Raw genomic sequence first — 24758 nt, 5'->3', positions numbered from 1 at the left:
GGCGTAGCGACAGGACCTTGATCTGATGTGGAGCCTCTCCTTCGCGCCGCTCGTCCCGCTGCCGCTGCTGATCGGCCTTGCCGTTCTGGCGGCGCTGGCGGCGGGCGCAGCGATCGTGCTCGCCGGGAAGAGCGCCATCCTGCGCGCGCTCGCGCTCGTCGTGCTAACGCTGACGCTGGCCGACCCGTCCCTCGTCTTCGAGGATCGCGAGCCGGTGAAGGATGTCGTCTCCGTCGTCGTGGACCGCTCCGGCTCCAACCGCCTGAGCGACCGCTCGACCCAGACCCAGGCCGCCCAGGCCGAGATCGAGCGCCAGCTGCGCGGCATCGGCAATGTCGAGTCGCGCATCGTCGAGGTCCGCGATGCGCAGGGCTCGGGCGACGGCACCCGCCTGTTCGAGGCGCTGGCCGCCAGCGTGGCCGACGTGCCGTCCGAGCGTGTCGCGGGCGCGATCGTCATCACCGACGGCCTCGCCCACGACACGCCGCCGACGGCGGAGGCGCTGGGCCTGCGCGCGCCGCTGCATGTCCTGACCACGGGCCGCGAGCGCGAGATCGACCGCCGCATCGTGCTGGTGGATTCGCCCCGCTTCGGCATCGTCGGCAAGGACCAAACGGTGCGGCTGCGCGTGCTCGAGAAGGGCGGCCCCGGCCGCGCCGCCCTGACCGTGCGGCGCGACGGCGAGATCGTCGCCCGCCGCGAGGTCACGGTCGGCCAGACCGTCTCGCTGCCGGTCCGCATCGACCGTGGCGGCCCCAATGTGATCGAGATCGAGGCAGCCCCCCTCGACAACGAGCTGACGCTCGCCAACAACCGCGCCGTCATCACCATCGAGGGCGTGCGCGACAAGCTGCGCGTGCTTCTGGTCTCAGGCGAGCCGCATCCCGGCGAGCGCACCTGGCGCAACCTGCTCAAGGCCGACGCCAATATCGACCTCGTCCATTTCACCATCCTGCGCCCGCCGGAGAAGCAGGACGGCACGCCGATCAACGAGCTCTCGCTGATCGCCTTCCCGACGCGCGAGCTGTTCCAGGTTAAGATCAAGGAATTCGACCTGATCATCTTCGACCGCTACGCCAACCAGTCGATCCTGCCGCTGGTCTATTTCGACAACATCGTCCGCTATGTCCGCGAGGGCGGCGCGCTGCTGATCGCGGCCGGGCCCGAATATGCCGGCGCCCAGTCGCTGGCGCGGACGCCGCTTGGCCAGATCCTGCCGGCGACACCGGACGGCTCGGTGATCGACGAGGCCTATCGCGCCCGCGTCAGCGAGCCCGGCAAGCGTCATCCCGTAACTCGCGACCTGCCGGGCTCCGAGGTCGAGCCGCCGCAATGGGGCGAGTGGCTGCGCATGGTCGGCGCCCGTGCGCGCACCGGCTCGCCGGTGATGACCGGCCCGGGCGAGCGGCCGCTGCTGATGCTGGCGCGCGAGCAGAAGGGCCGCGTCGCGCTCTTCCTGTCGGACCATGCCTGGCTCTGGGCCCGCGGCTTCCGCGATGGCGGCCCGCATCTCGACCTGCTGCGCCGCCTCGGTCACTGGCTGATGAAGGAGCCCGATCTCGAGGAGGAGGCGCTGCGCGCCGTCTCACGCAGCGGCTATATCGAGGTCGAGCGCCAGACGCTGGGCGACAATCCGGCACCGGTCGTCGTCACAGGCCCGGACGGCCAGTCCCGCTCCGTCCCGCTCGAGCCGGGCCGCCCTGGCCTGTTCACGGCCCGGATCCCCACCGGCGAGTTCGGCCTGCACCGGATTGCCGGCGACAATCTCACCGCTTTCGCCAGCGTCGGGCCCGAGAACCCGCGCGAGCTGATGGAGGTCGTCAGCGACCCCGCCCAGCTGCGCACCCTGGCCGAAGCGACCGGCGGGTCGTCGCGCCGCATCGGGCAGGAGGCCAGCTCTGACGTAATCGTGCCGCGGATCGTGCCCGTGCGCTCGGGCAGCCAGTTTGCGGGCTCGGACTGGATCGGCCTGCGCATCAGCGATTCCGGCATCGTGCGCGGCGTGCAGATCTCGCCGCTCTTCGTCGGGCTGCTGGGACTGGCCCTGCTCTTCGGCGCCCTCGTCGCAGGTTGGCTCGGCGAAAGCGGGCGCCGCTTCAACCGCAAGCCCGATGCAGCGGCCTGAAGATCTGGCGCGTCATGGTCGGGCTTGACCCGACCATCTCGGAAACCAGAATTTCCGTGTCATGAGATTCTCGGGTCAAGCCCGAGAATGACGATGTGGCAAGCCTTATGCGCCTGGCTTGATCGCCGTGACCGCGCCGCGCCGTTGCGCCAGCACGCCCTCGACCAGCTCCAGCGCCAGGAACCGCGCCGGATCGGCCGGGCCGGGCAGCACGAGCTGGCCCGGCGGGATGACCTTGAAGCCGAAGCGGGCGTAATAGGGCGCGTCCCCCACCAGCAGGATGAGGTCGTGCCCGTCGATGCGCGCGGCCTCGATCGAGCGGTTCATCAAAGCCGCCCCGATGCCCCTTCCCTCGAAGGCCGGATCGACCGTCAATGGCCCCAGCATCAGCGCGCCATGGCCGCCGGCCATCACCGGCGTCACCCGGATCGAGCCGACCAGAAAAGTGCCGACATGCGCGGCGAAGGTGAGCGCCGGATCGGGCGGTACGCCCTCGCGCAGGCGGAATGCGGTGCGCGCGAAACGCCCGGGCCCGAATGCCCGTTCATGCAGCCGCTCGATGGCGGCGGCATCGACGGGAAGTTCGTGGCGAAGGGTCAGGGGAAGCGAAGTCATGACGGCGGCGAACCTGCGGACGGCAGAGGCTGGGCATGTGAGGGCGGGGTCCGCGCACGGCGCGGCCCTGCCCGAAGCGCGTTCAGCGCGCCGGTCGTCGCAGGAGGGAGATCGGAAGCCCGTTGGTCATGGTGGCGGCGCTGTAGCAGAGCACCGGGCGGTCGTCTATCGAGATCACCACTCCGCCGCCACTACGCGACCGCCCGCGATCTCATCCAGCCGTCGGCGAGTTGCGGGCGTCAGGCCCTGCGGCAGAGCCGCGAGCGCAAACCAGCCGGCCTCCGCGATCTCCATGTCGGGCCGCTTGTCCCCATCGACCGCGAAATTCCGCACCACATAAAGTGCGACATGGTCGCGCCCTGAGATCCTGCGGTTGAAATAGAGGCCGAACAGCGCTGCCGGGCCGGTCAGGCTGATGCAGGCCTCCTCGCGCAACTCCTTCACCAAGGCATCCACCATCGTCTCGCCGACCTCGACCCCGCCGCCGGGAAGATGCCAGCCGGGGGTATAAGTATGCCGGACCAGGAAGACCTCGCCCCGGTCATTGAGAACCGCCGCACGCACGCCCAGCGTCATGCCGCGCTTGAGCCGGAAATAGAGATGAAGCAGACGGGTCTGCAATCGCTGGAGCCCGGTGAGGCGGGCCTCAGGCTCACGCGCCCCATTGTCCTGTGATGCTCCGCTCACGCATGGACTCCGATCGTTACCGAATTGTATATGCAAATGACGCATGGCGGACCCCCGCCCGGCGTTCCCCAACGTCACAAACGCGCCGCAAACCAGGCCGATATCGCGGCCTCATTGCTGGGGAATACCGACATGCTTCTCTCTTTCATCATCGCCCGCTTCCGCGCCAAGCCCGCCTTCGTCTGGCAGCCCGCGCTGACGCTGACCGATTCGCGCATCGTCTCCGAACTGACCGGCGCCGCCAACTGAGCCGTTCGCGCCGTCCGTGTCTGCAGAAGCCTGCGGCACGGGTGGCTTGACGATCGCTTGGCCGCAAGGCTAGCGCAGAGCGTGTTCAAGCTCGCGCACCTGTCCGATCCGCATCTCGGCCCGCTCGCGGGCTTTTCGCTGCATCAGCTCATCGGCAAGCGCGCCACCGGCTATGTCAACTGGCGCCGCAAGCGCCGGCACGCCCACGACATGGACATTCTGGCGCTGATCGTCGCGGATATCCGCGCGCAGATGCCCGACCATGTCGCCTGCACCGGCGACGTCTCCCATATCGGCTTGCCCAACGAGTTCAAGACGGCGGTCACCTTCCTGGACGAGTTCGGGCCGCGCGAGACCGTCAGCTTCGTGCCCGGCAACCACGACGCCTATACCCGGTCCTCGCTCAAGGCGCTCGCCTACCATCTCGGCGAATGGGTCACGGGCGACGACGGCAGCGTCGGCTATCCCTGGTATCGCCGCCGCGGCCCCGTCGCGCTGATCGGGCTCAACACCGGTGTGCCCACCCTGCCCCTGATGGCGACCGGGAAGGTCGGCCGCGACCAGATCGCCAAGGCCGAGATCCTGCTCGACCGCGCCCGGGACGAGGGGCTGATCCGCGTCGTGCTGATCCATCACCCGCCCTATGTCGGCGGCGCGCGCCGCTCGCGCGAACTGGTCGATGCCGCCGCCTTCGAGGCGATGCTGGCGCGCAAAGGCGCCGACCTCGTCATCCACGGCCATAACCACCGCTTCTCGCTGGCCTGGCGCCCGGGCGTCGGCCGCGACGTGCCGATCGTCGGCGTGCCCTCGGCCTCGATCGGCCCGCGTGGCCATGGCGAAATGGCGAGCTGGCACCTGTTCCGGATCGAAGGCGATGGGCGCGACCCGCATATCGCCTTCGAGCAGCGCGGTTTCGAGCTCGACGGCACGGTCATGCGCCGCCAGGAGATCGCGCTTCACACCAAGCCGGTTTAGGCGCCGTCGTGCTCGGCCTTGTGCCGAGCATCCACGCCTTGAACACGCCCTCGACCAGCGAAGACGTGGATGGTCGGGACAAGCCCGACCATGACGGTAAAGCGCAGAACGCCGCGTCAGGCCGCCACGCTGGCGGATTGGCAGCGCGCTCAGATGCAGCGCCCGCCATCGACGGCGAGCACCGTCCCCGTCACCATCTCCGCATCATCCGAGCAGAGATAGAGTGCGGCATTGGCCATGTCCTGCGGGGTCGAGAGCCGGCCCCAGGGAATCGAGGCGCGGAACTGCGCGCGCTTCTCGGGCGTGTCCTCGCCCATGAAGGTCGCCAGCAACGGCGTCTCGCCGGCCACCGGCGCGATCGCATTGACGCGGATCCGGTCCGGCGCCAGCTCCACCGCCATCGACTTCGACAGCAGGTTCACCGCACCCTTCGAGCCATTGTACCAGGTCAGGCCGGGACGCGGCCGAACGCCCGCGGTCGAGCCGACATTGAGGATCACGCCGCCGCCATGCTCGCGGAAATGCGGCACGGTCGCCTTCGCCATCAGGTAGATCGACTTGACGTTCACGGCGAAGACGCGGTCGAACTCTTCCTCCGTCACCTCGATCATCGGCATATTGCGATGCGTCGTCCCGGCATTGTTGACGACGATGTCGAGCCGCCCGAGCTTGGCGATGACACGCGCGACGGCCTTGTCGACGCTCTTGGCCTTGGCGACGTCGCAGGCCACCGCGAAGGCCCTGCGGCCGATCGCCTGAGCGGCTTCCTTAGCCTTGTCGCCGTTGAGGTCGAGCAGCGCCACCCGCGCGCCCTCGCGCACGAAGGTCTCGGCGATGCCGAAGCCGAACCCCTGCGCCGCGCCGGTCACCAGCGCCGTCTTGCCCTTCAGTCTCATCGTCTTTCCCCTGCCAGCAGGCCGCGTGTCGCGGCCCTTACGCGCCGATCTCCTCGCGGAGCATCTCCAGTTCCAGCCAGCGCTCCTCGAGCCCAGCGATCTCGCGGGTCACCTCTTCGAGACGCGTCGTCGCCTTGGCGAAGAGCTTCGGGTCGCGCGTGTAGAGATCGCCGGCGAGCGCCTGGTTCAGCTTGGTGGTCTCGGCCTGAAGCACCGCGATCTTTTTTGGAAGCGTCTCCAGCGCATGCTTCTCGTTGAAGGAGAGCTTGCGCTTCGATGTCGGGGCGGCTGGCGCGCTCGGCGCGGCCACGACCGGCTCCGCCGCAGTGACACCCGCCTTTGAGGCGACCCTAACCTTCGCGCCGACGCCGCGCCCGCGCTGGGCCAGCATGTCGGTGTAGCCGCCGGCGAACTCGGTCCAGACGCCGTCGCCATCGCAGATCAGCGTCGCCGACACGACGCGGTCGATGAAGTCGCGGTCATGGCTGACCAGCAGCACGGTGCCCTTGTAGTCGGCCAGGAGCTCCTGCAGCAGATCGAGCGTCTCGAGGTCGAGATCGTTGGTCGGCTCGTCCAGCACCAGCATGTTGGAGGGCTTCGCCAGCGCGCGCGCCAGCATCAGCCGGCCGCGCTCGCCGCCCGACAGCGCGCCCACCGGCGTGCGCCGCTGCAGCGGCTGGAACAGGAAGTCCTTCATATAGGCGATGACATGGCGCGGCGTGTCGCCGACCATGACCTGGTCCGAGCCGCCACCGGTCAGCGCATCGCCCAGCGGCGTCGCCGGATCGAGGCTTTCGCGTCGCTGGTCGAGCGTCACCATCTCAAGCGAGACGCCGAGCTTCACCGTGCCGGAATCGGGCGCGAGCTGCCCCGTGAGCAGGTTGATCAGCGTCGTCTTGCCGGCGCCGTTGGGGCCGACGATGCCGATCCGGTCGCCGCGCGCGACGCGCAGCGACAGATCCTTGATCACGACATTCGAGCCATAGGCCTTCGAGACGTTCACCGCCTCGATCACCAGCTTGCCCGAGGTCTGCGCTTCGCTGGCCTCCAGCTTGACGCTGCCGACGGCGAAGCGGGCGGTGCGGCGCTGCTCGCGCAGGCCATGGAGCTCGCCCAGCCGGCGCTGGTTGCGGGTGCGCCGGGCGCTGACGCCGTAGCGCAGCCAGTCCTCCTCGCGCGCGATCTTGCGGTCGAGCTTGTGGCGGTCGAGCTCTTCCTGCGCCAGCACCTCGTCGCGCCAGGCCTCGAACTCGCCGAAGCCCCGGTCCATGCGCCGAGTCAGGCCGCGATCGAGCCAGATCGTCGCGCGGGAGAGATTGGTCAGGAAGCGACGGTCATGGCTGATCAGCACCATCGCCGAGCGCAGCGATTTCAGCTCCTGCTCGAGCCATTCGATCACCGGCAGGTCGAGATGGTTGGTCGGTTCGTCGAGCAGCAGGATGTCGGGCTCCGGCGCCAGCACGCGCGCCAGCGCGGCACGACGCGACTCGCCGCCCGACATGGTGGCGGGGTCTTCCTCGCCGGTAAGGCCGAGCTCGTCGATCAGATACTGCGCGCGATAGGCGTCGTCGCCCGGCCCAAGTCCCGCCTCAACATAGGCCAGCGAGGTCTTGTAGCCCGTAAAATCGGGCTCCTGCGGCAGATAGCGCACGGTGCAGCCGGGCTGGACGAAGCGCTCCGCCTTGTCGGGGTCGACCAGGCCGGCCGCGATCTTCAGCAGGGTCGACTTGCCCGAGCCGTTGCGCCCGACGAGGCAGACGCGCTCGCCGGCCGAGACCGCGATCTCGGCCGCCTCCAGCAGCGGCTGTCCGCCGAAGGTGAGCGCGACGTCGCGCAGATGCAGCAAGGGGGCCATGGCGTGTCCGTATGGGAGATGGAAGGCGGGATAGACCGGCGGACCACCGATGTCACGCCCGCAGGCCCTGGCATGGTGCTTGCCACACCCTGCGCGGTCGCTAACCTTGCAGCGCCAGATAGCGAAGAGAGCCCCGATGCCCCGCCAAAACCCGATCGGAATCGGCCACAATGGCGGTCCGCCGCTGCAGGACCGAAAGCGCCGCTCCAGCAGCGGCTCGGGCCCGATCGGCCGCTTCTTCGACTGGCGCTTTGCCCACCGCAAGGCGTGGAAGAAGCCGCGCGACATCGCGTTGCGCCGCGAGGACAACGCCGAAGCGCTTGGCCTGACCTATGAGGAGTATTCGCTGGAGATCATGGAGCGCGGCTATCACCCCCAGCCCGAGCATGTCGCAGGGATCAAGGCGAAACGGGCGGAGCGGCGCCGCGCCGGAGGCGTCGTCGGCCAGTCGCTGAAAGGCCGCCGCCTCGACTGAAGGCCTTGCCTCAGGCGCCCGTCCAGCGCCGCAGCGCGCGCGTGACCGGGGCCTCGAAGAGACGGTGCACCAGCAGCGCCGCGATCACCGCGCTGGCCAGGGCGGCCGCGACGAAGAGCCAAGGCTCGAGCAGCCCGAGCCGCGCGAAGACCTCGCGCAGGCCGCGAATCGCGAAGGGGTGGACGAGATAGAGCGCATAGGAGGCGTCGCCCACCCGCACCAGCGCCGTAGCGAGCGCCGAGGGCGCGGCTGGCTCTCGCGAGCCCGTCACCGCCGCCAGCACAAGGAGCGCGGCCGCCGAACCATGCAGGGCCAGATCGCGCCACGGCCCCGCCGGCAGCGGCGCATGCGGGCTCCACAGCAGGAGACCGACGGCGATGGCCACCAGCGCGACGCGCGGTCCGGCTCCCAGCTTCAGCCCGCGCCCGCGCAGCAGAGCGATCCCCATGCCGGCCGCAAATTCGAGCACGATTGGCTGGCCCCAGAAGCCGAAGGGCAGCGGCAGCGGCCCCATCACGGCGCTTGAACCGACGAGGATCGCCAGCGCGAGCGTCACCACAGGCACGACGAAAGCCCGCGGCAAGGCGAGCGCAGCTGCAAACAGGGCGTAGAACAGCATTTCGTAGTTCAGGGTCCAGCCGAGCGAATAGACCGGCTGCACCAGCCCGCCCGGCGAGGCGACCGGCCAGAACAGGTAGGAGGCCGCGATCTGCGTGAGACTTGGCGCCGCAGAGTTGAGCGCCGCAGGCAGCGCCAGGCCGATCAGCAGGAAGAGCGTCGTCGCCGCCCAGTAGAGCGGCACGATCCGCACCAGCCGCCGCTTCAGGAACAGGCCGGGCGCACCGGGGCGGTCGAACAGCGACGCCGAGGCGTGCACCATGATGAAGCCGGAGACGACGAAGAAGATGTCGACGCCCGCCATCCAGGGCAGCAGATCGCTCGGCGCGAAGGACCGCCCCCCAAGCCGGGCCAAGGCCGCCGCATCCGGCTGGACATGATGCACCGCCACCATGAAGGCGGCGAGCGCGCGGAGCATCTGGATGGGGAGGATGGCGGACAAGGCGGGCGGTCACACAGGGAGAGGCCCGCCGGGCGGCATGCCGTCCTCAGCCAAACCACAAGCGCGCGGGATCGTCGAGGCCGAAGCGCTCGGGCGCGGCTGCGATGGCAGCCATGCCGCGCTCGGCGGCATCCGGCGCCGTCACCACATGCAGCGCGAAGCGTGCGGCCAGGTCCTCCATCGGCGGCTTGGCCGCGAAGACGGTCCCAAGGGCGCTCTTCGCCGCCAGCGGCAGCAGGCGCGGCACGATCCCGCCGGAGAGATAGACGCCGCCCGTCGCCTTGAAGGCGAGCGCGAGGTCGCCGGCGACGCGGGCGAGCAGCCGCCAGAAGCAGATCACCGCCATCAGCGCGGCCGGTTCGCCGTCCAACGCCAGGGTGGTGACGTCCGCGGCGCTGACATCGGGCTCAACGAGGCCCGATCCGTCGGCGACGGCGCGGTGGAAGCGCACCAGCCCGTCCCCGCTGAGCAGCGCTTCCACGGTGACTCGCGGCAGCCCCGCGGCCAGCGCCGGCCAGATCTTGTCTTCGGTCGGGTCTTCCGGACCGACGCCGATATGCCCAGCCTCGGTCGGCACCAGCACGCTGCGGCCGGCCCGGGTCACGAGCGCGGCTGCGCCAAAGCCCGTTCCCGGCCCCAGCACGAGCCGCGTGCCGCCTGCTTCCGGATCGCCGGCCACCAGCGTGGTCACGTCGCCTTCACCCAGCACGGCGAGCGAAGCGGCCTGCGCCTCGAAGTCATTGACGAGCAGCCCCTGCTCCAGCCCCAGCGCTCGGCCGAGCGCGGGGCCGTCGAAGGTCCAGTTCGCGTTGGTCAGCCTGGCGCTACGCCCTTCGAGCGGTCCGGCCACCGCCAGAATCGCGGAGCGCGGGCGCTGCGCCAGCGTCGTCAGCACCTCCTCCAGCGCGGCTTCGGGTGTCGCCTGGCTGCCGGTGGGGATGCGGGCCAGATGGGTCGGCACGGCGCCCGGCTGCTCGACCAGCGAGAGGCGGCAATTGGTGCCCCCGATATCGGCGACCAGCAGAGGCCAGGCGAAGGGCGGCATCAGACCGCGTCCAGCGGGTCGGGCCGCGGATCATGCCGGCGATAGGGGGCAAACCAGCCGAGCCCTTCGAGCGTCCCGGCGCGCGGCCGGTACTCGCAGCCGACGAAACCGTCATAGCCGAGTTCGTCCAGCAGCCCGAAGAGCTGCGGATAATCGGGCCCCTGGTCGTCGGGCTCGTGGCGGCCATGGGCGCTGGCGATCTGGACATGCCCGACGAGCGGGAACATGGCCTTGAGCCGGCCGGCGACATCGCCGTGGATCAACTCACAATGGTACATGTCGAACTGCAGCCTGACGTTCGGCCGCCCGGACTCGCGCACATAGGCCGCGGCCCGGTCGAAGTCGTTCAGGAAATAGCCCGGCATGTCCTTGCCATTGATCGGCTCGAGCAGCAGTTCGATCCCGTGCGGGGCCAGCGCATCGGCGGCATGGGCGAGCGAGGCGCGATAGGTCGCCTGCGCCGTCGCGTCGTCAGGATCGGCCAAGCCCGCCATCATGTGCAGGCGCTTCACGCCGGTCTCGTGGGCATAGGCCAGCGCCGTCTCGACGCCGGCGCGAAACTCGGCCTCCCGGCCGGCTAGCGCCGCGATGCCGCGCTCGCCCTTGGCGAAATCGCCCGGCGGCAGGTTGAACAGCGCCTGCTGCAATGCCCCGCCCGTCAGCGCGAGTCCGACCTGCTCGGCCGGGTGCTCATAGGGGAACAGGAACTCGACCGCCTCGAAGCCGGCATCCGCCGCCGCCTTGAAGCGATCGAGGAAGGCCCACTCGTTGAACATCATCGACAGATTGGCGGCGAAGCGAGGCATGGCGGTCCCGGAGGCTGTTGATCTCGCGCGAAGCTAGCGTGCCGCGCCGCCCGCGTCATGCGGCAACGCGGCATTGGCGCGATGCGTTCCGCCCGGCGCCTCCGCCCCGGTTACTTCTTCTCGGCGCGGACCGGCGGGTTCGGGTCCTTGGAGAAATTGCGGAACACCATGTCGGGCGAGGAGGTGTTGTGGCGCGAATGGGTCGTGCGGCCCATCCAGACATCGGTCGCCTTGCCGGTGGTGAACGGCATCAGCGGCTCCTCGCGCCAGCCCTTGGCGCCGGGCTCGCGGATGGCGATGCGGGCGACGTCGTTGTTGAACTCGGTGACATACATCGAGCGCAGCGCGACGAAAGCCTTGCCGGCACCGACCGGCCGGTCGAGCACGGCGTCGAGCACCATCCGGTTCTCGTCGACATTGTCGAGCTTCAGCGTGCCGGAGGACCCGTCCTTGAAGCTCATCTTGAACGACACCGTCTTCGGGTCGAACTCGATCTCGCGGATGTTGACGACCGGGCGTGCGCCGTCCTGCTCGATCGGCCCGAACAGGAAGGACGAGCCATAGGCGGTGGCGGCCAGCGGCGCGGGCGGCATCGGCCGGGCGCGCCAGTAGCCGTCCTGCGGATAGACCACGAGCAATTCGTGCGAGCGGTCCTTGCCGAGCTTCCAGAGCTGGACGAGATGCAGCCCCTTCTCGACGCGGTCGCCGACCTTGAAGGTCGTGTCGGATGGGCGCCAGAACGTCGGGAAGGTGTAACCGACGAGCCAGTACTCGATGCTCTCGTAAAAAGTCACGCGCCGCGGCGGCGTCACGGCGGCGAAGACGGGGTCGCCCGTCATGTCGCAGGCGGTCCAGTCCGCATCCCAATTGTCGCGCATCAGCCCGGCGATATAGGCCGGATGCGCAGCCTCGATCTGGAAGCGGCGCACCTCGGGCGAGATCGCCTTGATGGTGACGTTGTCCTTCTCGGCGCAGAGCACCGGCTCCGACTCGTTCTTGACCTCGACAGCGACATCGCTGGCCGCGAAGGCGGGCACAGCCGAAAGGGCCAGAGCGAAAAGGGCGAGGCGGAGGCGGTTGGCGCGCATCGTGGTCGGGTCTCAGTTCTGAAGGAGGGCGTAGACATCGCCCGAATTGGCGGAATGCGGAAGGTCGCGCAGATAGTCGCGCATGGCCGGTGCGGTCACCGGCGCCGCGAACTCCAGGCGCTGGCTCTCGCCCAGCGAGACCGTGAATGCGTAGGGCCCGAGCGCCTCGAGCCGGGCGAGGCAGGCCTCTGCAACGTCGCGCTGGATGGTCGTGAACTCGAAGGAGATCACCGGCACGCGCCGGGACAGGCCCGCGAGCACATGCGCCTCGAAGCCCTCGACGTCGATCTTCAGCAGCGCCGGCAGTCCATGGCGCGCAATCAACGCGTCGAGTGTCGTGGAGGGCACCTCGATCTCGCGGTCCCAGACCTGCTCCTGCCAGCCTTCCGCCCCGCTCGCCGCGCCGACGAACGCGTCGGACGCCGTCGAGACGGTGGGGTTGGCGCTGTTGATCCGCAGCCGCACGACGCCCTCGGCATCGCCGCAGGCGGCCTCGACCAGCGTGACCTGCGGGTCGCGGCCATGGATCAGCCGCAGCGCGCGCGCCGGCCCCGGCTGCGGCTCGAGCGCAACCACCCGCGCGCCCAATCTGCGGAAGCAGGAGATGCGGTCTCCGACATGGGCCCCGATATCGAAGGCGAGCTCGCCGGGCTTGAGGAAACGGCCATAGAGCGCGTCCATGTCGCCATGGCGGGACTTGTCACCGTGATAGACGCGCAGCGACCGTCCGATGGCCCTGGCCGTGCCGGGTGCGTGGAGCAGGGGGCTCATGAACGGGTCTCCGCGCGGATCGCCTGCAGCACCGGCGGCGGATCGAAATCCTCGGGGATGCCGCAGAGCCCCTGCCGCGCGAACCAGGCGCCGAGCGAGGGCAGCGCCGTCGCCATCGCGAAGGGGATCGCCAGCAGATAGCCGGCCGTCAGCGGCAGCGACCAGATCAGCAGGCTCGGCGACAGCACCGCCAGCGTGCCGAACAGGTAGAGCGCAAAGAGCAGATGCGGCCACAGCCCGGAAAAGGCCGTCGCCAGCGAGAGCGCATGGGCGTCGCGCGCCTGCCCGCCCCAGCCGATGCGCGAGCGTCCGAAGAGCAGCCCGATCATGAACAGTGTCGTGCGGAAGCTCAACACCGCGCCCTGCAGGAAGGCGAAGACCAGCTCGATCGCAGCCGAGGCGACGAAGCGCAGACGCCCGCCATAGGCGCCAGCACCGCCCCGCGACAGCAGGATGTCAGCGAAGCCCGCGAGCTTGGGCGAGAGATACATCGCCAGGAAGAGCAGGTAGAGCCCTGCCGCCAGCCCGGCGGGATAATCGGCGATCCCGCGATCCTCGATCGCCTTGAGCGGCAGCAGCGCGATCATCAGCGTCCAGGCAGGCAGGCCGAGAAACATCAGGATCGCCCAGAACAGCTGGAAGCGGCTCATCGGCAGCAGGCCGGGAATATCCATCAGCTTGAGGTACTGCAGATTGCCGAGGCACCAGCGCAGGTCGCGCTTGGCAAAGTCGAGCATGGTCGGCGGATTTTCCTCCCAGCTGCCGCCCTCGACCGGCAGCACACGCACCTCGTAGCCAGCGCGGCGCATCAGCGTCGCCTCGACCTGGTCGTGGCTCATCACGGCGCCGCCCAGCGGCGCGCGACCCGGCAGGACGGGCAGATGGCAGCCATCGCGGAAGGGCGCGATACGGACCATCGCGTTATGGCCCCAGAACGGGCCGCAATCGCCGATCCACCAGGCGGACCCCATGGTGTAGGGCCGCATGCCCTGGCGCATGCCGAACTGGAACACCCGCGCGAAGGCGGACTGGCTCGGCATGCCCACGACGAGGCTCTGGAGGATGCCGAGCTTCGGATAGGCCTGCATCATCCGCGTCAGCTTCACGATCGCCTCGCCGGACATCACGCTGTCGGCATCGAGCGGCAGCATGAGTTCGTAGTCGGCACCCCAGCGCTCGCAGAAATCGCGGACATTGCCGGCCTTGAAGCCGGCATTGTCGCTGCGGCGACGATAGATGATGCGGCAGTCCTCGCCTGCCTCGGCCTGCCAGGCGGCGGCCAGCCTTTCCTCGGCGGCGGCAACCTCGGGATCATTGGTGTCGGACAGCACGAAATAGTCGTACCAGCCGCCCTCGCCCGTGGCGTTGAGGCTCTTCTTGACCACATGCAGCCGGGCGAAGGCCCGGGCCGGGTCCTCATTGCGAAGCGTCATCAGGATCGCGGTGCGGACCGCGATCGGCGTCGGCAGATCACCGGCGGCCGCAAAAGGAGCGACCCGCTCGAGCCCGTCCTTCACGCCATGCAGCAGCCAGAAGCCGAGCACCGCGTTCCAGAAGCCCAGCACCGTCCAGGGTGCGCCGAAGAGAAAGGCGACGAGGATGGCGCTGTCGGCCACCGTCCAGCCGCCGGCACCGAGGACCTGCGCCAGCCCGTAGAGCAGCGCCGCCAGCGTCGCCAGATTGAGGCCGAGCACCAGCCAGCGCCGGCGCGACAGCACCGCCCTGTCCTGCAGCCCGGCGGGGGTGGACCCCGCCGCGGGCAGCGGCGCCGGTGCGATGGTGAGGCCTTGCGCCGCCGGCTGGAACGTGGTCGGAGCGGGGCGCTCGTTCATGGCTGTCTCTGTCATGCGATCGATCGAGGCGAGGCGGGTGGGGCAGAGCGGACGGGGAGGCAGGACATGGCGCCGAACGACAAGGCCGGGGAGCTAAAGCCGGCATTTCCGTCCAGTGCAAGCGCCCAGGCGACGGCTCTCTGGTATGTCGCGCCGCGTGAATGCGCCCTGAACGCGGAGACGCTGCCGCCGCTTGCCGCAGGCGACTGCCTCGTCCGCACGCTCTGGAGCGGCGTCAGCCGCGGAACCGAGCGACTGGTCTGCGAGGGACGCGTGCCCGAAGGCGAATATGGCCGCATGCGTGCCCCCTTCCAGACGGGCGATTTCCCCTTCCCCGTGAAATATGGCTACTGCGCCGTGGGCGTGGTGGAAGCGGGCCGTGCCGACAGGCTGGGCCAGACGGTCTTCTGCCTGCATCCGCATCAGGACCGCTTCATCGCACCTGCCGACCGGCTGACCCCGGTGCCCGACGCGGTGCCGGCTCGCCGCGCGATCCTCGCCGCCAATATGGAGACCGCGCTCAACGCTCATTGGGACGCCGGCTCCGGCCCGGCCGACCGCATCGTCGTGGTCGGCGGCGGCGTGCTCGGCCTGCTCGTGGCCTGGCTGGCCGCGCGCCTGCCCGGCGCGGAGGTGACATTGGTCGATGTCGCACCGGCCCGCGCCGAACTGGCGAAGAGGCTCGGCTTCGGCTTCGCCCTGCCGGCCGATGCACCGACCGGGGCCGATCTCGTCTTCCATGCCAGCGCCTCGCCCGCCGGCCTCGCCACCGCCGTTGCATCGGCGGGCTACGAGGCCCGCATCGTCGAGCTGAGCTGGTATGGCGAGGGCACGGTGCCGGCCCCGCTCGGCGGCGCCTTCCACGCCGGCCGGCTGCAGCTCGTCTCGACGCAGGTCGGCGGCATCTCCCCTTCGCGTCGGCCGCGCTGGGATTATGCCCGCCGCGCTGCCGCCGCCCTGGCGCTGCTCGCCGATGAGCGTCTCGACGCGCTGATCAGCGAGGACATCCCGTTCCGCGAGGCGCCGGCCCGCCTGCCCCCGGTCCTGGATCCCTCCTGGCATGGTCTGACGGCCGCCATCTGCTATGAAGCGGCCACATGACACCGCCTCGGACCCATCCCCGCCCGGCACTGGTGCCGGAGCTCTCCATCACGGCCTTGCCCGTAAGCCTCGCCTTCTGGTGCGACCTGCTGGGCTTCCGTGTGCTCTACGACCGCCCCGAACAAGGCTTTGCCGCGATCGAGCGCGACGGCGTCGAATTCATGCTGGAAGAATACGAGACCGGACCGACCGAGCGCAGCTGGGACACGGGTCCGCGCGAGAAGCCCTATGGCCGCGGCATCAATTTCGAGATGACCGTCAGCGAGATCGCGCCTCTGCTCGAGCGGCTGGAGCGCGCAGCCTGGCCGCTCTTCTTCGGACCGGAGGAGCGCTGGTACCGGATCGGTGCGTCAGAGGAGACCGGAGTCCGGCAGTTTCTCGTACAGGACCCCGATGGCTATCTGCTGCGTTTGTCCCAGTCGCTCGGCCGGCGACCCCTCCAAGCCTGACGGCGACCCCACTCCAACCGAGGAACTGATATGTTTTCCGTCGAAGTCCGCGACCGCATCATGATCGGCCATTCGCTGCCCGATCCCTTCTTCGGCCCCGCCCAGAACATGCATGGCGCGACCTTCGTGGTCGACGTCGCCTTCTTCCGGAAAACGCTGACGAAGCAGAACGTCGTGGTCGATATCGGCGCGGCGCTCGACGTGCTGAACAAGACGCTGAAGCCGCTGAACTACCAGAATCTCGACACGCTGCCGCAGTTTTCCGGCGTGCTGACGACCACCGAATTCCTCTGCAAATACATCTTCGACGCGATGGCCGGGGCGGCGCGCTCCGGTGCGCTCGGACAGGACGGGGCCGGGCTCTCCCGCATCCGCGTCACCCTGCACGAGACCGACCTCGCCCGCGCCACCTATGAGGGCGCGCTCGCGTGAGCACCATCGCCTTCGCCATTCCCGGCGATATCGGCCTGCCGACGGGCGGCTACGCCTATGACCGGCGGCTGCTGGCGGAATGGCGCGACATGGGCGTCACGGCAGAGCACATCGCCCTGCCGGGCTCCTTCCCCTTTCCCACCGCGGACGATCTTCACGAAACCGGTCGGGCCCTCCTGCAGCGGCCCTATGGCGACACGCTGCTGATCGACGGGCTCGCCTATGGCGCCTTTCCGGAAGGCATCGCAGCCGGCTTGGCGGATCGGGTCGTCGCGCTGGTCCATCATCCCCTCGCGCTCGAAACCGGGCTGGCCTCCGATATGGCCCAGCGCCTGCGCGAGCGCGAGACGGCGGCCCTGCGCTATGCGCGGGCCGTGGTGGCGACGAGCCCGGCGACGAAGCGGCTGCTGGTCTCCGATTTCGGTGTCCCCGAGGCGCGCATCGCCGTCGCGCTGCCCGGCGTCGATCCGGCGCCCCGCGCCGCAGGCTCCGCCAACGGCGAGCCGCTGAGCCTTCTGGCCGTGGGCTCGGTCGTGCCGCGCAAGGGCTACCCCGTCCTCGTCGAAGCCCTCGCCGGGCTGCGCGACCGCGACTGGCGGCTGACCCTCGTCGGCGCGACGGACCGGGCACCGGAGACGACGCGCGACCTCGTCGCCGCGATCGAGGCCGCGGATCTGGGCGGGCGGATCGATCTCCTCGGCGCCATCCCCGACGCCGCGCTGGCGGACGCCTATGCCCGCGCCGATCTCTTCGTCATGCCCTCGCTCTTCGAGGGCTACGGGATGGTGCTGACCGAGGCGCTGGCCCGCGGCCTGCCGATCGTCTGCACCACGGGCGGCGCGGCGGCCGAGACGGCGCCCGACGCGGCGGCGCTGAAAGTCGCACCCGGCGACGCCGCCGCCCTTGCCAAGGCCCTTGCAACCCTGATTGATGCGCCGGCACTGCGCCGGTCGATGGCCGATGCGGCCTGGGCCGCTGCCGCGGCCCTGCCGCGCTGGCGCGAGGCGGCGACCGTCGTCGCCGAAACATGTCTGCCCGGTTTCGGGCGAAAGGGGGGCTGATGGGGGGCTTTTCTCCAGAATGGCTAGCGCTGCGCGAGCCGGCCGACCATGCGGCCCGCAACCCGCAGGTGCTCGCCGCCGTCGGCGCGCATTTCGCCGCCAAGGGCTCGGTCACCGTGGTCGACCTCGGCTGCGGCGCAGGCTCGAACCTGCGCGGCACCTATGCGGCACTGCCGCTGCGCCAGCACTGGACCCTGGTCGATCTCGACGAGCGGCTGCTCGCCGCGACGCGGCAGACGCTCGCCGGCTGGGCGGACGAGGCGCGCGAGCAGGGCGAGGAACTGGTCCTGCAGAAGGGCGACCATCTCATGACGGTCGACACGCGGCAGGCCGACCTCAACAAGGACCTGGAATGGGTGCTGGGCTGGCAGCCCGACCTCGTCACCGCCGCCGCCCTCTTCGATTTGACGTCCCGGCGCTGGCTGGAGCGCTTCGTCGCCGGCCTGACCAGCCTGCGCCTGCCGCTCTACACCGTGCTGACCTATGATGGACGCGAGACCTGGCAGCCGCCCCATCCGGCCGATGCGCGCATGCTCGCGGCCTTCAAGCATCACCAGCATGGCGACAAGGGTTTCGGCCCTGCGGCCGGGCCGGAGGCGACCGACGTCCTGGCAGAAGCGTTCCGGAAGTCAGGCTTCGCCGTCTCGATCGGCGACAGCGCCTGGCGAATCGACGAGACCCGGCGCGAGCTCGCGCAGGTGCTGGCCAAGGGCATCGCCGACGCCGTGCTTGAAACCGGCCATGTCGATCCGGCGACCGTCGCCGACTGGCTCGCCGCCAAGGCGCAGAACCCCTCCGCGCTGGTCGGCCATCACGATCTCTGGGCGCGGCCGGTCTGACCGCTTAGGCCTATTTCAGGCCGGGCAGCATCCGCCGCAGCACGCCGTCGCGGCGGATGAAGTGGTGATAGAGCGCCGCACCGATATGCGCGCAGGCGAGAAACGCCATCGCGATCGCGAGCTTGCCATGGACATCGAGCACGGTTTCCGCGCGCGTCTGGTTCGGGGCCACCAGGGCCGGCAGGTCGAACAGGCCGAAGATGGTGAGTGACGGATAGAGCGACACGCCGAGCCAGCCCAGCAGCGGGACCACGAGCAGCAGCCCGTAGAGCAGCCAATGCACCAGATGCGAGCCTGCCTTCTGCCACCAGGTCAGCGTCGGCTCATCGGGCGGGGCGCCCTTGAGCAGGCGGTAGGCCAGCCGGCCGGCGACGAGCCACAACACCAGGAAGCCGAACAGCTTGTGAGCGCTGTACATCGCGTTGGTCGTGGCGTCCCAAATGTTCAACGTGTCGCCGCGATAGGTCATCGCCAGCCCGGCGGGTACCATCAGGACGACCGCCGCGGCGGTCACCCAGTGCATGTGACGCGCCGCAGCCCCGTAGATGCGGGGCTTCTGCCCGTGATCGGTCTGCGCCATCATCACCTCCGCCCGGTCCCGACATTCATCAGGTGTTCAAGCTGGGCATCCTATACCGCTGCGTCGACTGCGCCAGCGGCTCGTGGCAGTGCATCCCAAGGGAGGCAGGGTTGCGATGGAACTGCCTTCGCGTCAGGCGCGTTTGATGGAAAACTGTGCAGCGATGATCTATATCGCCTGTGCGCCCGTAGAAGCCTTACCTCCCGCCGGACACAGCCTTGCCTGGGCCCGGATTCCTGAGCCAGCCCCATCTGACGGACAATCCGATGCTTCAGTCGCGTACGCTGTTCGGACGCCCGCTCGAGACGAGCCTCGTGGCGGTGGACCGGGCCATTTCCGAATTCCGCGCCGGGCGCCCGGTGCTGCTGCGCGCCGGCGAGTCGCGCCTTCTCGCGCTGTCCGCCGAACTGGCGGATGCCGATCTGGTCGCCCGGCTCGATGAGCTCGCCGGCGGCAAGGCCTATCTCGCCCTCACCCCGGCCCGGCTGCGGCGCCTCGGCGCGAAGAACCGCACCGAGACCGGCATCCTGGCCATGCCGACGCTGGATCTCGCCCGCATCGAGATGCTGGCGCTGAAGATCGATGGCAAGGTCGACGCACCCGTCGCGCCGGCTTCGGCGCTGGACGATAGCGCGCTCGAACTCTCCCGCCTGTCGCTCGTGCTGCCTGCGACCATCATCGTTCCCGTGACGGCCGAGCAGATCGCGGGCGAGCCGCTGGTCGAGGTCGAGAGCGAGGCCGTCAACGGCTACCGCGCCGCCCAGGCGGCGACGCTGACCATCGTCGGCCGCGCGCCGGTGCCGCTCGAAGGCGCGCCGGACACCGAATTCGTGGTCTTCCGCGGCGGCGAGGGTCTGCGCGACCAGGTCGCGATCCTCGTCGGCAATCCCGATCTGTCGGGCCCCGTGCCGGTGCGGCTGCACTCCGCCTGCCTGACAGGAGATCTGTTCGGCTCGCTGAAATGCGATTGCGGCGACCAGCTGCGCGAGACGGTGCAGTGGATGGCCGAGAACGAGGGCGGAATCCTGCTCTATCTCGACCAGGAGGGCCGCGGAAACGGCATCTCCAACAAGATGCGCGCCTACAAGCTGCAGAGCCAGGGCTGGGACACCTATGACGCCGACGAGGTTCTCGGCTTCGATCTCGACCAGCGCCATTTCGACTTCGCCGCGACGATGCTGAAGCAGCTCGGCGTGACCCGGGTCACCGCGCTCACCAACAACCCGCTCAAGGTCGGCGCGATCAAGGCGGCGGGCCTGGAGGTCGATGCGACGCAGCGCGTGCTGGGCCGGCCCAATGTCCACAATGTCCGCTACCTCGCGTCGAAGCGCGATCGCGCCGGCCATTTCATCGACATGGACGCGCTGATGGCGCGAGCCGCGCCGAAGGATTGAGCCGGCCGGCGAGGCTGCCGCCTTGCCGCGGGGACTTGAACCGCCGGGCGAGTTCGGGCACCGCAGCCCGATGCCCCTGAACGATGCTTCCGATCCTGCAATGACGCCGTCACGCTGGCCGCTCGCCACCGTGGCGGCGATCGTCGTTCTGGCCTGGGTCGCCCTGTCCTGGCCGTGGTTGTCGGGCGTCGTCACCATCCCCTGGGACGCCAAGGCGCATTTCCAGCCGCAGCTCCAGTTTCTCGCCGAAGCTTGGCACAGCGGCCGCTCGCCGTTCTGGACGCCTTACGTCTTCGCCGGCTCGCCGCAGATCGCCGATCCGCAATCCCTGATCTTCTCGCCGCCCTTCGCGCTGATCGCGGCGCTCGAGCCTGTGCCTGGCTTCAGGCTCGGCGACGGGGCGGTTCTCGGCACGCTGCTGGCGGGCGCGCTCGCCTTCGTCTTGATCTTCCGCGACCGCGACTGGCACCCGGCGGGCGCGGTCGTCGCGGCGCTTGCCTTCGCCTTCGGGGCGGCGGCCGCCTGGCGCATCCAGCATATCGGTCAGGTGCTGAGCCTCGGCTATTTCGCGATCACGCTCGCGCTGATCGCGCGGGCGCTGGAGCGCGGTTCGATCGCCTACGGATTTGCCGCCGGCCTCGTCGCCGGCTTCATGGTGCTCGGCCGCGACCAGGTCGCGCTGCTCGGCGCCTATGTGCTGGCTGGCCTCGTGCTGGCCGCCATCGCCATGGCGCCCCGGCCCTTGCAGGCGCTGAAGACCAGCCTGTTGCCCTTGATGGCAGGCGCGCTCGGAGCCGTGCTGGTCGCAACGGTGCCAATCCTGCTCACCGCCATCCTGGCAGAAGGGTCGAACCGCCCGACGATCGACCTCGTCGGCGCCGGAAAGGGCTCGCTGCATCCGGCCGCCCTGCTGACAGGGCTCTTCGCCAATCTCTATGGCGCGGCCGGGCCGCTGGAGAATTTCTGGGGCGCACCGAGCCCAGCCTTCGAGGCGCGCTTTGGCCCGCAGGACCTCTATCTCGCCCGCAATATGAGCCAGCTCTATCTCGGGCTGCTGCCGATAGGTCTGATCCTGACGCTGGGCCTCGTCCGCGGCGCACTGCTGCGCCGAGAGATCGTCGCGCTGAGCGTCGCGTCCCTGCTCGTTCTGATCTACGCGCTGGGCCGCTTCACGCCGGGTTTTGCCCTGCTCTTCGAAGTGCCGGGCGCCTCCTTCTATCGCCGCCCCGCCGACGCGCTGTTCATCCTCGGTGCGCTGCTGGCCCTGCTTGGCGGCTATCTCACTCATCTGGTCATGACCGGGACGGCTCCACGCGCGCGGCCCTGGCAGCGTGCCGTCGAGGTCGCGATCTTCGCCGGTGCGCTCGGCGTGGCGCTGTGGCTCGCCTGGACGGTGGGGAAACTCTCGGTCGCGGCCGTGCCGATCGTCACCGCACTGCTCTGCGGCGTGCTCGCGCTGGGCGCGCTTGTGGCCGCACGCGGCCTGGCCCTGCGCGGGGCCGCCGTCGCGGCTGCCGTGGTGCTCGCCGCGATGCTGACCGTGGATCTCTCGGTCAACAACGGCCCGAGCGAATCCACCGCCCTGCCCTCGCGGGACTACGATGTGCTGCGGGCCGACAGCGCCAACGAGACCATTGCGCTGCTCAAGCGCGAGACCGCTCGCACCGCCGGCCCGGACCGGCGCGACCGCATCGAGCTCGCCGGCATCGGCTTCCACTGGCCCAATGCCAGCCTCGTCCACCGGCTCGACAACACGCTCGGCTACAACCCGCTGCGGCTCGGGATCTACAGCAAGGCGACCGGCGCGGGCGACCATGTCGCCCTGCCTGACCAGCGCACCTTCTCGCCGCTGATGCCGGGCTACCGCTCGCTGCTGGCCGATATGCTGGGCCTGCGCTTCATCGCCACCGGCGTGCCCGTCGAGCAGATCGACAAGGCCCTGAAGCCCGGCGACCTGACCCTGATCGCCCGCACGCCCGACGCCTATGTCTACGAGAACCCGCGCGCGCTGCCCCGGGTGCTCTTGGTGACGAAAGCCGAGACCGCCGACTTCGACGCGATCCTCGCCACCGGCCAGTGGCCCTCAGGCTTCGACCCGCGCCGGACCGTGCTGCTCGACCGCGCGCTCCCGCCCCTGCCGCGCGACCCGCTGGCGACCGGCCGGCCCGCAGGCACGGCGGCACCGGCGGGGGCCAACCCACCCGGCCAGAGCCCGGCCGGCAGCGTCCGCATCGCCGATTACGGCACCACCGAGGTGACGCTTCGGGTCGAGGCGCCGCAGGGCGGCTATGTCGTGCTCAACGACGTCTGGCACCCCTGGTGGCAGGTCGAGATCGACGGCGCCCCCGCCGAAATCCTGCGCGCCAACGTCCTGTTCCGGGCCGTCGCCGTCCCGCCGGGCCGCTCGACGGTGCGCTTCGTGTTCAGGCCGTTCCGGGGGCTGTTCCAGGATGTCGGGAAGCGGCTGCAGGCGGGACGGTCACCAGGGCTAGAACGTCACTCTCGGCCGAGCCACGACTTAAGCCAGCGCCGCCATCGCGGCGACCGGTTTCACCGGGCTCCCCGCCAGCACGGCCTCGAGCCCCGCCGGATCGAGGACCCCATCCCGCATCGTCTCGTCGCGGTGGATGCCGCCGGCGATGAACAGGCTGTCGAAACCCATCAGCCGGGCGCCGGCGAGATCGGTACGGACCGCGTCGCCGATCACCAGCACCTTCGCCGGATCGACCGGATGGCCACCGCGCGCCGAGCGGGCCGCCTCCAGAGCCAGGTCATAGGCCGGGCGATAGGGCTTGCCGGCATAGGCGACGCGGCCGCCCAATTCCTCGTAGATCAGCGCGAGCGAACCGGCGCAGGGCAGCAGATCATGCCCGACATGGACGACGAGATCGGGATTGCCGCAGATGAAGGGCAGCCCCCGCGCCGCGAAGCGCTCCAGCAGCGGGCGATACTGCTCGGGCTGCTCGGTGCGATAGTCGTTGAGCTCGGTGGCGACGACCAGATCAGCCTCGTCTTCCGTGACCAGCTCGACATCGGCCTGGTCGAAGACGGCGCGGTCGCTTTGCCAGCCGATATGGAAGATCTTGCGGTGGTGGCTCTCGGCGATGAGAGAGCGCGTGACGTCGCCAGACGTGATCAACCGGTCCCAGGAGCCCCGCGGCACGCGCTTCTTGTCGAGGAGGTCGGCCACCTGCTCGGAGGGGCTCGGCGCATTCGAGAGCAGCACCACCGCCCCGCCCTGCTCGCGGAAATGCATCAGTGCCGCGCAGGCCGGCGGCAGCGCCCAGACGCCGTCATGCACCACGCCCCAGACATCGCTGATCAGCACGTCGTAGCGGGCGAGCAGCGCGCCCGCCTCATCGAGAACCGGAACGGCCATCACTTCGCTTTCTTCGCCTCGAGAGCCATCCGCGCCTCGACATCGGCGCGGCGCGGCAGGGGAGCCACCGCACTGAACCCCTGGGTGGACAGGGCCGCGGCGACATTGGCGTAGGCTCCGGCCGCAAAAGCGTCGCCGGTGCGGATGTATTCAGCCAGGAAGGCCCCATCATAGCAGTCGCCGGCGCCGGTGGCGTCGATTGCGTCCACCTTGATCGGCACCAGCCGCTCGCGCCGCTCCGGCGTCGCGACCAGAGAGCCCTCATGGCCGAGGGTCAGCGCGACGATCTTCGCGCCCAGCCGCAGATAGAAATCGGCGATGGCGTCGGCATCGCTCAGGCCGGTGAGCTGTGTGGCATCGTCATAGCCCGGCAGCACGATGTCGGCCATGCCGCAGGCGGCGTTGATGATCGCCTTGGCGCGCGTCAGCGGCCAGAGCTTGAGGCGCAGATTGGTGTCGTAGGCGGTGGTGACACCGGCCTCGCGCGCAAGCGCGAAGGCTTCGAACACGGCGTCGCATGCGGAGGCCGAGATCGCCTGGCTGATGCCGGACGCCTGCACGATCCGCGCCGAAGCGATCAGATCCCGCGGCACGTCGCGCGGCCCCATCAGGCTCGCGGCCGAGCCGGCGCGCAGATAGGAGAAGACATGGCCGGACGGGCCGTGATCGACGAAATAGAGCCCCGTCGGCGCGCTTTGATGCGTCGTGACATGGGAATCGTCGACGCCTTCGCGGCGCCAGAGCTCGCGGATCGAGCGGCCCGCCATGTCGTCGCCGAGCGCACCCAGATAGGCCGTCTTTGCACCCTGGCGCGCGGCGGCGATGGCGCAGTTCGAGGTGTCGCCGCCATGTCCGAACTGGAAGGCGCCGCTTGCGGCGCGGGTGGCGTTGAACTCGCCCAGCGGCTCGCCGATGCAGAGGAGGTCGAAGCGGGTTTGGGTCACGGGGCGAAGACCATCTCGTTGGACGCTGGGCGACCGCAGCGCGGGCGCGCCTTCCTAGAGCATGATCGCGGCAGGGGGAACGGCGTTTGCGTGGGAAAGC

Annotated in this window: 22 protein-coding genes; 9 read left to right on the top strand and 13 right to left on the bottom strand. The window is 69.7% G+C overall.

Going from position 1 to position 24758, the window contains the following annotated elements; genetic code table 11:
* Positions 1–25: 25 nt before the first annotated feature.
* Positions 26–2125: a hypothetical protein gene (locus tag ABIE41_RS11130; protein WP_192644523.1), complete on the top strand. Its 2100-nt coding sequence runs from the start codon at positions 26–28 to the stop codon at positions 2123–2125.
* 105 nt (positions 2126–2230) lie between these two features.
* On the opposite strand, the gene ABIE41_RS11125 is transcribed toward ABIE41_RS11130, so the two are convergent.
* The gene (locus ABIE41_RS11125) at positions 2231–2740 is read right to left on the bottom strand and encodes a GNAT family N-acetyltransferase (RefSeq protein ID WP_192644522.1); all 510 of its coding nucleotides are present in this window, start codon (positions 2738–2740) and stop codon (positions 2231–2233) included.
* Positions 2741–2914: 174 nt separating this feature from the next.
* Positions 2915–3427 (bottom strand): NUDIX domain-containing protein, encoded by a 513-nt coding sequence (locus ABIE41_RS11120; protein WP_465247087.1) that lies wholly within the window; start codon positions 3425–3427, stop codon positions 2915–2917.
* Positions 3428–3757: 330 nt separating this feature from the next.
* Between ABIE41_RS11120 and ABIE41_RS11115 the strand changes: the two genes are divergently transcribed.
* Positions 3758–4651 carry a metallophosphoesterase family protein gene (locus ABIE41_RS11115; RefSeq protein ID WP_192644521.1) on the top strand — a complete coding sequence of 298 codons (894 nt, stop codon included), beginning with the start codon at positions 3758–3760 and terminating at the stop codon, positions 4649–4651.
* A gap of 149 nt (positions 4652–4800) precedes the next feature.
* Here ABIE41_RS11115 and ABIE41_RS11110 read toward each other — a convergent pair whose 3' ends face one another.
* Both ABIE41_RS11110 and ABIE41_RS11105 read right to left on the bottom strand, forming a co-directional pair.
* Positions 4801–5547 carry an SDR family oxidoreductase gene (locus ABIE41_RS11110; RefSeq protein WP_192644520.1) on the bottom strand — a complete coding sequence of 249 codons (747 nt, stop codon included), beginning with the start codon at positions 5545–5547 and terminating at the stop codon, positions 4801–4803.
* A 37-nt stretch (positions 5548–5584) separates the two neighbouring features.
* Positions 5585–7402: an ABC-F family ATP-binding cassette domain-containing protein gene (locus tag ABIE41_RS11105; protein ID WP_192644519.1), complete on the bottom strand. Its 1818-nt coding sequence runs from the start codon at positions 7400–7402 to the stop codon at positions 5585–5587.
* A gap of 136 nt (positions 7403–7538) precedes the next feature.
* Between ABIE41_RS11105 and ABIE41_RS11100 the strand changes: the two genes are divergently transcribed.
* Positions 7539–7877: a hypothetical protein gene (locus ABIE41_RS11100; RefSeq protein ID WP_192644518.1), complete on the top strand. Its 339-nt coding sequence runs from the start codon at positions 7539–7541 to the stop codon at positions 7875–7877.
* 10 nt (positions 7878–7887) lie between these two features.
* On the opposite strand, the gene ABIE41_RS11095 is transcribed toward ABIE41_RS11100, so the two are convergent.
* From ABIE41_RS11095 to mdoH, 6 genes are all read right to left on the bottom strand, one after another.
* The gene (locus ABIE41_RS11095) at positions 7888–8937 is read right to left on the bottom strand and encodes an acyltransferase family protein (protein WP_354191958.1); all 1050 of its coding nucleotides are present in this window, start codon (positions 8935–8937) and stop codon (positions 7888–7890) included.
* Between the two features lie 46 nt (positions 8938–8983).
* Positions 8984–9982 (bottom strand): glucokinase, encoded by a 999-nt coding sequence (locus ABIE41_RS11090; protein ID WP_192644517.1) that lies wholly within the window; start codon positions 9980–9982, stop codon positions 8984–8986.
* Complete coding sequence (otnI, locus tag ABIE41_RS11085; RefSeq protein WP_192644516.1) at positions 9982–10788, bottom strand: 2-oxo-tetronate isomerase; 807 nt, start codon at positions 10786–10788, stop codon at positions 9982–9984. The genes ABIE41_RS11090 and otnI overlap by 1 nt, the downstream gene beginning before the upstream one ends.
* A gap of 110 nt (positions 10789–10898) precedes the next feature.
* Positions 10899–11876, bottom strand: a complete 978-nt coding sequence (locus tag ABIE41_RS11080) for a hypothetical protein (RefSeq protein ID WP_192644515.1) — start codon at positions 11874–11876, stop codon at positions 10899–10901.
* Between the two features lie 12 nt (positions 11877–11888).
* On the bottom strand, positions 11889–12647 hold the full coding sequence (locus ABIE41_RS11075) for an FkbM family methyltransferase (protein WP_192644514.1): 759 nt from the start codon (positions 12645–12647) through the stop codon (positions 11889–11891).
* Positions 12644–14494, bottom strand: coding sequence for a glucans biosynthesis glucosyltransferase MdoH (gene mdoH, locus ABIE41_RS11070; RefSeq protein WP_354191954.1), 1851 nt, complete (start codon positions 14492–14494; stop codon positions 12644–12646). The genes ABIE41_RS11075 and mdoH overlap by 4 nt, the downstream gene beginning before the upstream one ends.
* 51 nt (positions 14495–14545) lie before the next feature.
* Here mdoH and ABIE41_RS11065 point away from each other — a divergent pair, with 51 nt between their 5' ends.
* Genes ABIE41_RS11065 through ABIE41_RS11045 form a run of 5 tightly spaced genes read left to right on the top strand, consistent with a single transcriptional unit; the run spans position 14546 to position 18361 of the window.
* Positions 14546–15580 carry a zinc-dependent alcohol dehydrogenase gene (locus ABIE41_RS11065; RefSeq protein ID WP_192644512.1) on the top strand — a complete coding sequence of 345 codons (1035 nt, stop codon included), beginning with the start codon at positions 14546–14548 and terminating at the stop codon, positions 15578–15580.
* Positions 15577–16029, top strand: a complete 453-nt coding sequence (locus ABIE41_RS11060; protein ID WP_192644511.1) for a bleomycin resistance protein — start codon at positions 15577–15579, stop codon at positions 16027–16029. The genes ABIE41_RS11065 and ABIE41_RS11060 overlap by 4 nt, the downstream gene beginning before the upstream one ends.
* Positions 16030–16059: 30 nt before the next feature.
* Positions 16060–16461 carry a 6-pyruvoyl trahydropterin synthase family protein gene (locus ABIE41_RS11055; protein WP_192644510.1) on the top strand — a complete coding sequence of 134 codons (402 nt, stop codon included), beginning with the start codon at positions 16060–16062 and terminating at the stop codon, positions 16459–16461.
* Positions 16458–17522 carry a glycosyltransferase family 4 protein gene (locus ABIE41_RS11050; RefSeq protein WP_192644509.1) on the top strand — a complete coding sequence of 355 codons (1065 nt, stop codon included), beginning with the start codon at positions 16458–16460 and terminating at the stop codon, positions 17520–17522. The genes ABIE41_RS11055 and ABIE41_RS11050 overlap by 4 nt, the downstream gene beginning before the upstream one ends.
* The gene (locus ABIE41_RS11045; protein ID WP_192644508.1) at positions 17522–18361 is read left to right on the top strand and encodes a class I SAM-dependent methyltransferase; all 840 of its coding nucleotides are present in this window, start codon (positions 17522–17524) and stop codon (positions 18359–18361) included. The genes ABIE41_RS11050 and ABIE41_RS11045 overlap by 1 nt, the downstream gene beginning before the upstream one ends.
* Before the next feature lie 10 nt (positions 18362–18371).
* Here the strand turns inward: ABIE41_RS11045 and ABIE41_RS11040 are convergent, their stop codons facing one another.
* Positions 18372–18944, bottom strand: a complete 573-nt coding sequence (locus ABIE41_RS11040) for a cytochrome b (protein ID WP_192644507.1) — start codon at positions 18942–18944, stop codon at positions 18372–18374.
* Positions 18945–19207: 263 nt separating this feature from the next.
* On the opposite strand from ABIE41_RS11040, the gene ribA reads away from it, so the two are divergent.
* Positions 19208–20335 carry a GTP cyclohydrolase II RibA gene (gene ribA, locus ABIE41_RS11035; RefSeq protein ID WP_192644506.1) on the top strand — a complete coding sequence of 376 codons (1128 nt, stop codon included), beginning with the start codon at positions 19208–19210 and terminating at the stop codon, positions 20333–20335.
* Positions 20336–22853: 2518 nt separating this feature from the next.
* Here the strand turns inward: ribA and ABIE41_RS11030 are convergent.
* Complete coding sequence (locus ABIE41_RS11030) at positions 22854–23714, bottom strand: TIGR01459 family HAD-type hydrolase (protein ID WP_192644504.1); 861 nt, start codon at positions 23712–23714, stop codon at positions 22854–22856.
* Positions 23714–24658: a sugar kinase gene (locus tag ABIE41_RS11025; RefSeq protein WP_192644503.1), complete on the bottom strand. Its 945-nt coding sequence runs from the start codon at positions 24656–24658 to the stop codon at positions 23714–23716. Before ABIE41_RS11025 ends, ABIE41_RS11030 begins: the two co-directional genes overlap by 1 nt.
* Positions 24659–24758: the final 100 nt, after the last annotated feature.

Origin of the sequence: Bosea sp. OAE506 (assembly GCF_040546595.1) — a bacterium.
Classification (GTDB): domain Bacteria; phylum Pseudomonadota; class Alphaproteobacteria; order Rhizobiales; family Beijerinckiaceae; genus Allobosea.
Note: the sequence above shows the minus strand (reverse complement) of the source record. Positions and strands in the feature narration are given on the sequence as shown.